The sequence below is a fragment of the Methanomethylovorans sp. PtaU1.Bin093 genome, from assembly GCF_002067275.1.
GTDB lineage: Archaea > Halobacteriota > Methanosarcinia > Methanosarcinales > Methanosarcinaceae > Methanomethylovorans.
In genome coordinates, this window is sequence record NZ_MVQX01000025.1 from 1 (window position 1) to 6,811 (window position 6,811).

The following is a 6,811-nucleotide window of genomic DNA, read 5'->3' on the forward strand; positions in this document are numbered from 1 at the left end:
GCCTGTTTCAAAACTTCCCTCACACCTTTTTCCAGCATAGGATGAAACATGCAATATCTAATAGTCCTTTGAAAACCACATTAAGTCTTTCATATCTACTTGCCAGTTTTCTGAATCCCATCTTCAACCATGCAAAGAATCGTTCGATAGTTCCTCTTTTTGAATAAGAATCTGGATCAAATCTAGTAGGTCTTCCTTTTTTTCTTCTTTTACTGTTCCTAGTATTGATCGGTATACTGCTTTTGATAGCTCTGGATCTTAAATACTGCCTTATGGCAGTATTATCATAAGCTGAGTCTGCTAATACCTCAAAGGGTCTTGTTCTTGGTTTAGCTGTTGTATTGATCTTAATAAGTTCCATTACTTGAATGAAAGGCTTGCTATCATATTCATTTCCAGGAGAAATGATGATCGGAAGAGGGAATCCATTACAACTTACACTAGCATGGATCTTTACACCTTTTCTTTTTTTGTGACCGTTGTAATAGGAGTCTTCTCCCCTTTTTTTGTTTCAATGAAACTGCTATCAATACACACAGTATCTATTGAAAACTTACCTTTTGATAAGCGGAATCTCTAAGAGATTCCATTATCTTATTCCATATTCCTGCTTCTGACCACCTTTTTAATCTTCTCCAAGCTGTTATTCCAGAACCATAAGAAGGTGGTAGATCCCTCCATCTACAACCTGTTATCAGGACATAGAGAATACCGTTGATGACCTTACGGTCATCAACTCTCTTTCTTCCGGTTATCGGTTGTGGAGGCAGGAATGTTTTAATGAACTTCCATTGCTCATCAGAGAGTTCTTTAAAACCCATTCAAATCCCCATACTATTATTGGATAAAGGTGTATTTATACTTATGAAACCAGCTCATCAACTATCATTGCTGATATTTAGGAAATCTACAGGGTTCAAATTATCTTAACTGGGAACTACCGGATTTTCTTGACCGTGAACCAGAAACGAGTACCTGTGGCGTCAGGATTGTCCTCCACGCCGACCCTGCCTCCGTGCAGATCTACAGTTCTCTTCACGATAGCAAGCCCAAGCCCGTGTCCCTGAATATCGCCCACATTGAGCCTCTTGAATCGCTGGAACACAGAAGATTTATCAGCATCTGATATCCCATCCCCGAAATCAGTGAGGATCACTTTCCATTCCTCATTAGAATCTTCGACCCTTATTATGATCTTTCCCCCTTTGGAACCATATTTCAATGCATTAGAAAGGAGATTGGTCACCACACCACTGATAAGAGGATTGGCTTTTGCATAGTATGGGCCTTTTTCCTGATATTCGATCTTCAGGCCAGCTGCAAGTATTTCGTACTTGTACGCATCAATAGCTTCAAGGATCATTGAATTAAGGTCAAGTTCTATGAATTCGATCTCTTCAACGCTCTCCAGCCTTGCAAGATTGGCAGCGCTGTTTATAGTATCCAGGATCTTGGAAATGCTCTTTTCAACGATACCAAGTTTGTGAAGTTTATCCTGATCCGTTTCTGAACCTTGCAGTATCTCTGTAAATCCTCTGGCCACGCCTGCAGGATTGAGGATGTCATGGCTCATGATGTCAATGAACAGGTCCTTCAGTTCGTTCGAACGCTTGAGGTTACGTGCATATTCCTGTAGCCTGTTCTCTGCTTCCTTACGGGAAGTGATATCCCGTACTATACACACAGTTCTCCCATTGTCCAGACGTGTAAGAGACACTTCCTGGAAAAAGAGCGTACCATTCTTTTTCCTCCCTCTGTTCTCTCCTGTCCACTTGCCCTTTTGGAGTAACTCCGGCAGGCATTGTGTTTTAAATATCTCATAGTCAAAAGGATCGTACATCAGATCCCATGTTTTACCCAGAAGTTCTGAAGGAGAATTATATCCATACATTCTCGCATGTGCCTCGTTAGCATAGACAAGTTCTGCTTTTTCGTTGAGTATGGACAGACCATCTGTAGCTGCATCCATTGCTGTCTTCTGGATGTTTATCAGAGACTCTGCTTTCTTTGCATCGGTTATATCCTCTCCGGAACTAAGCGTACCGATGATATTACCAGCAGTATCCCGCAGTACCACATTGTTCCATCTGATGATCTTCTCAGTTCCCTCACTTGTAAGACATGCGTCCTCTACAAGAGTATTTGAGGGAAGGGAAGTAGTTATCAGCTCAGAGAGGCGCTTATTGACCTCATCCCTTAAGTATGCAGGTATGAAATGATCTACCCAGTTCTTCCCAATTACTTCTTCTTCAGTGTAACCAAGTATTTCGCAGCCTTTCTTATTGATCAGCTTGACATGTTTTTCATTGTCCAGCACAAGGAACATTACGCCTGCAACATCCAGGTAGTTCTGTGCCTGGTCCCTCTCTCTTAAGATCTCATCCTGAAGGGCTTTAAGTCGCAGCAGTGAACTTACACGGGTCTTCAGGGACAGCCTGTCAACTGGCTTTGATAAGAAGTCATCTGTGCCGACTTCTATTGCACGTGCACGATCATCACGGTTGGAGAGTGCAGTAACCATTATAATTGGAATATGAGCCGTATCTTTAGAACTCTTGAGTACCTTACATACCTCAAATCCATTGATATCAGGCATCATTATATCAAGAAGGATCAGATCAGGCTTTTTATTGTGTGCGTTCTCGATCGCTTCAAACCCGTTAAAAGCTGTGATCACTTCATGCTCGGAATGCAGATAGGCTTCCAGAAGTTCTACATTAACTGGTTCATCATCTACAACAAGTATTGTGAACCGGGGTTTGAGATTGTCCATATTTCCATCAACCGATCAAAGAGTTTTTAGTCAGTCATATACTGTGAAAATCCCCTTCAGATCCCAGAACAGTATCCATGGAACCATTTGGTCGGATCTTGTGCCACAGAATAGCAGATGTTACGTATTAGTTATTTAATACTAATAATACTATAAATATCTAAGTATTAATTTAGTACTAATGGAATTTGTCTGTATCTAAAAATAGTAAATATCAAATAATTATGAACCTGTGCAGAGGAGGAACATGAAAATGCGTTTGAGATCAACTGATCATTTTTCTGATCCATTGCCTATAAAAATGCATCCTGCATCTTATCTATCATTTGTTTCTCTTATGCAGGAACACCATCATAAGGTATGGTAAAAGAGAATACGGAACCTTTACCCGGTTCACTCTCCACCCATACATGACCACCATGTAATTCCACGAATTTCTTTACCAGAGCCAAACCCAGTCCTGTGCCTTCATACCTGCGGACACCTGAAGAATCGACTTGTGTAAAAGGATTGAAGATCTTCGGCTGATCTGTTTTAGATATGCCGATACCATCATCTTTTACTCTGAACTGAGCAAGGTTTCCTGAAAGGCTTCCTTCTATGGATACATGGCCCCTGTGGTTAGCAAACTTTATTGCATTACTTGCCAGATTGTACATGATCTGTCTGAATTTCAGCTTATCTGCCCTCATATTATTCATCGTCGGATCGATGCGTATATCCAGAGATATGTCTTTTTTCAATGCCAGTGGGAGTACAATGGCCTTAATTTCACTTATGACATCGAAGACATTGAAATACTCGTATGATATCTGCATTTTCCCGGCTTCGACCTTTGAAAGATCAAGAATGCTATTGATAAGGTCCAGAAGATGCTTACTACTGGATGATACGTTCTCCAAGAACTTGTGTTGTTTTTCATTGATCTCGCCGAACGTTTCTTCAAGGAGAATGTCTGAAAAACCTATAATAGATGTAAGAGGGGTGCGTAATTCATGGCTCATATTAGCCAGGAACTCGCTCTTTGAGTTATTTGCGGCTTCAGCGCTCAGCTTGGCATTAAGGAGATCTTCTTTTTCCTGTTTCTGTGCTGTTACGTCTGCAAAAACATAAACAATGCCTATCACTTCATTTCTGTCGTTCTTAATAGAAGTACCTGTGATAGAAACGGGTACCTTGAGATGTTCCCTGGATAAAAACAGGTCTTCATTGTTTCCCCCTTTGAAAACTCCATTCTCAAGTACCTTTTGGACCAGGTCAATGATCATTTCATCGTTGGCAGTAGATATCCGAAATATTCCAAATAATGGTTTTCCAACAGCATCGGATTCCTTCCATCCAGTAAGGATCTCGGCTGTTGGGTTCATGTGCCTTATTGTACCTGACACGTCTGTGGCTATGACCGCATCAGCCATGTTCTTTAATATAGCTGATACCCACGCTTCCTTTTCTTTGAGCTCCTGCTCTGCACGGTGCTTATAGAGTGTGATCTCTATGTTAGTTTGAAGATCTTTGTCTTCGAAGGGCTTTAAGATGTATCCAAAGGGTTCTGCTATCTTTGCTTTTCTAAGGGTATCCTCATCAGCATAGGCAGTAAGGAATATCACAGGTATACGAAAACGATCGTGTACATGGAGAGCTGCTTGTGCCCCATCCATATCGCCTTCAATCATTATATCCATCAGCACCAGATCAGGTTTTGTCTCTTTTGCGCTTTCAATTGCATCTTCCCCGGATGATGCTATTCCTGTCACCACATATCCCGAATCCTCTAATCTGTATTTGATGTCCAGCGCTGTGATGCGTTCATCTTCAACGATGAGGATACGTGAGCCCTTCATAACCTAAAACCCCTTGAAGGAATGTATGCAAAAGATATTGAAGAAATTTGCGACATGTGAGAAGATGTAGCCAGATGTGATCTTACACAAGTATATGGCTTCCGGGCAGTTACAATGGATCTCAATGATTTACCTCGATGACATTCATTTGTTAGAAAGAACGGAAAAGATGTATTTCAGCTATGATAACTAGCCAAATATAAATATTTCTAATTGATTCTGGCCGCAATATTTGCATATATACGGAGAAAAATATTCCTGTAATGAGCTATCTTCGGTTATACGTGTCCAGATAAATATTATCGCGAGAACCGGATATTGGACAATATTTAAATTCATTGAAAGCAAATAATATATTGCCTTAACACAAAAGGAGGATCTTTCTTGAAACAACAAGTAATTAATCAATTAGCTGCGCTTATAACTGCAGCATTTGGATTGGTAGCGGCCCTGGCATGGAACGATGCCATAAAGTCGTTATTTGCAGAGGGAGGAGCACTGTATTTCCTTGCTTCATGGGGTATATGGGCATATGCACTGTTTGTAACCGTCCTTGCAGTCGTAATGACCATCTGGATAGGAGGACTTGCAGAAAAGTCAAAAAAGGAGTGAGAGATCCATATTCGACCAGATCGTAATTAATTTTTATTAAACTTCGTATTATATACTTATATCTGTCTTTGGTGATCAAAAAAATATATGTGTTCTTAGTTATTGGCTCCGGCCAAAAAAACTAAGAACATTTTTCCTTATTTTAATGAAAATATGTTCTTTCTCTATGGTCCATCAGAGATGTGATCAACTTAATGATGTTCCTGTTCTTTGCACCATTGTAGTAAGCAGGGCAGTCCCCCAATTCACATCCTGTCATTGATCTTTAAATATATTTTTTCTTCAGACCTGCGAGCATTAAGCATCCGAGAACTGCAAAGATAACTTCGAACCCCGGCGACTTCGGTGCTTCAGTGTTATTGTTTACAGGAATTTCCGCGATCGAGTTCACATTATCATTGTCTGATACGTTGGTCATGTTTTGTTGCTGAGTTACGTTGACCGCTGTTTCGGATGGTGTTTGTGAAATGTCCTGTGGATGATCATTGGGATCTCCCGGAAATGTCAGGGCATTGATCTCCTCAAGATTAGTGAAGCCATCGTTGTCTGAATCAAGGCTACCGATCGATGTAAAGTCTCTTCCACTTTCCGAATATGCCATACCATATGGATTGCGCGGAGATCCTCCACCTGATGTATGACAGGCATTGCATGAATCAAGCTTCGTGCCGGCGATATCGTAGTTCTGCCTGAACGATGAAAAATAGGCAGGTCTTGCTGCTGCCATGGTCGCCCCGATCAGAACGATCACTGCTACGAACAATCCTATAGCTAGTTTTGAGTTCATATTGATCACCACATGTTTCCCAATGATTGCTTATCAATAAGCTGTGCAGCAGATATTTAAGCACTCCTTTTGAGAAGTTACGGGACTTTCAAATATCCCAGCTTAAAAAACCACCATACAACACCAAAAACCCCTTTTGGGATTGACCTTGTCCTTAATCATACTGGATATTTTCTACTGGAATGTACAAAATTAAAACCAAGATAAAATGGGAGAATTCTAATAGTAGTTCTTAGAACTGGTATTTATACTAATGAAAGCTGCAGAAGGATGGACCAAGTGCGAAGATCGGACTTATTTGCCCCATTAGGCATCTACTTGTTGTGGACGATAGGGACTTATTTACTTGAAGGCAGGATCAACCTGCTTCAGGAACCTACACCCGCAGGGCGCACAATATATATACTTGTTACAAATATAATAATAGGGACAGTTATTGCTTTATGGATTCTGGGATCACGTGTTCGCTCAGGGGCTTTGAACGAAAAACAGATAGGTGCCCAGCCGGCAAAAAGAACTGTTGCAGTAAGCTTAGTTGCTGTGATGCTTGGTTTTGGTTTTTTCCTGCTTCAAAAGCCAGTTTCTTTAAACCCTCTTGTGGTATGGAACGTATTCAGTCAGGTTCTGCCTGTTACCATTGCAGAAGTTGTAGTTTGCTGAGCTGCTATAGGAGGAACTGTGGAAGCTGTCGCCAGACCGAAAGGCAAGTTGGTTTCTATTATAGCAGGTATTATCGCTGCTGACATCCTGTTTGGAGTATATCACTTCGCTCACAGTGCTCCCTTCAACCAGGTAAAT

7 protein-coding genes are annotated in these 6,811 nt (G+C 41.0%); 2 read left to right on the forward strand and 5 right to left on the reverse strand.

Annotation, left to right across the window (positions count from 1 at the left end; all coding sequences use genetic code 11):
- Positions 1 to 19: 19 nt before the first annotated feature.
- From A4E24_RS02290 to A4E24_RS02305, 4 genes are all read right to left on the reverse strand, one after another.
- Positions 20 to 451, reverse strand: coding sequence for a transposase (locus tag A4E24_RS02290; RefSeq protein ID WP_292351301.1), 432 nt, complete (start codon positions 449 to 451; stop codon positions 20 to 22).
- A gap of 91 nt (positions 452 to 542) precedes the next feature.
- Entirely contained in the window at positions 543 to 821 is a 279-nt protein-coding gene (locus tag A4E24_RS02295; protein ID WP_292351290.1) for a transposase, read from the reverse strand.
- 116 nt (positions 822 to 937) lie between these two features.
- On the reverse strand, positions 938 to 2,773 hold the full coding sequence (locus tag A4E24_RS02300; protein WP_292351292.1) for a PAS domain S-box protein: 1,836 nt from the start codon (positions 2,771 to 2,773) through the stop codon (positions 938 to 940).
- A 335-nt stretch (positions 2,774 to 3,108) separates the two neighbouring features.
- Positions 3,109 to 4,614, reverse strand: coding sequence for an ATP-binding protein (locus A4E24_RS02305; RefSeq protein WP_292351294.1), 1,506 nt, complete (start codon positions 4,612 to 4,614; stop codon positions 3,109 to 3,111).
- A gap of 384 nt (positions 4,615 to 4,998) precedes the next feature.
- Here A4E24_RS02305 and A4E24_RS02310 point away from each other — a divergent pair, with 384 nt between their 5' ends.
- Positions 4,999 to 5,226 (forward strand): DUF5654 family protein, encoded by a 228-nt coding sequence (locus A4E24_RS02310; RefSeq protein ID WP_292351296.1) that lies wholly within the window; start codon positions 4,999 to 5,001, stop codon positions 5,224 to 5,226.
- Positions 5,227 to 5,491: 265 nt separating this feature from the next.
- Here A4E24_RS02310 and A4E24_RS02315 read toward each other — a convergent pair whose 3' ends face one another.
- Positions 5,492 to 6,013, reverse strand: a complete 522-nt coding sequence (locus tag A4E24_RS02315; RefSeq protein WP_292351297.1) for a thrombospondin type 3 repeat-containing protein — start codon at positions 6,011 to 6,013, stop codon at positions 5,492 to 5,494.
- 279 nt (positions 6,014 to 6,292) lie between these two features.
- Between A4E24_RS02315 and A4E24_RS02320 the strand changes: the two genes are divergently transcribed.
- The gene (locus A4E24_RS02320; RefSeq protein WP_292351299.1) at positions 6,293 to 6,673 is read left to right on the forward strand and encodes a hypothetical protein; all 381 of its coding nucleotides are present in this window, start codon (positions 6,293 to 6,295) and stop codon (positions 6,671 to 6,673) included.
- The last annotated feature ends 138 nt before the right edge of the window (positions 6,674 to 6,811 follow it).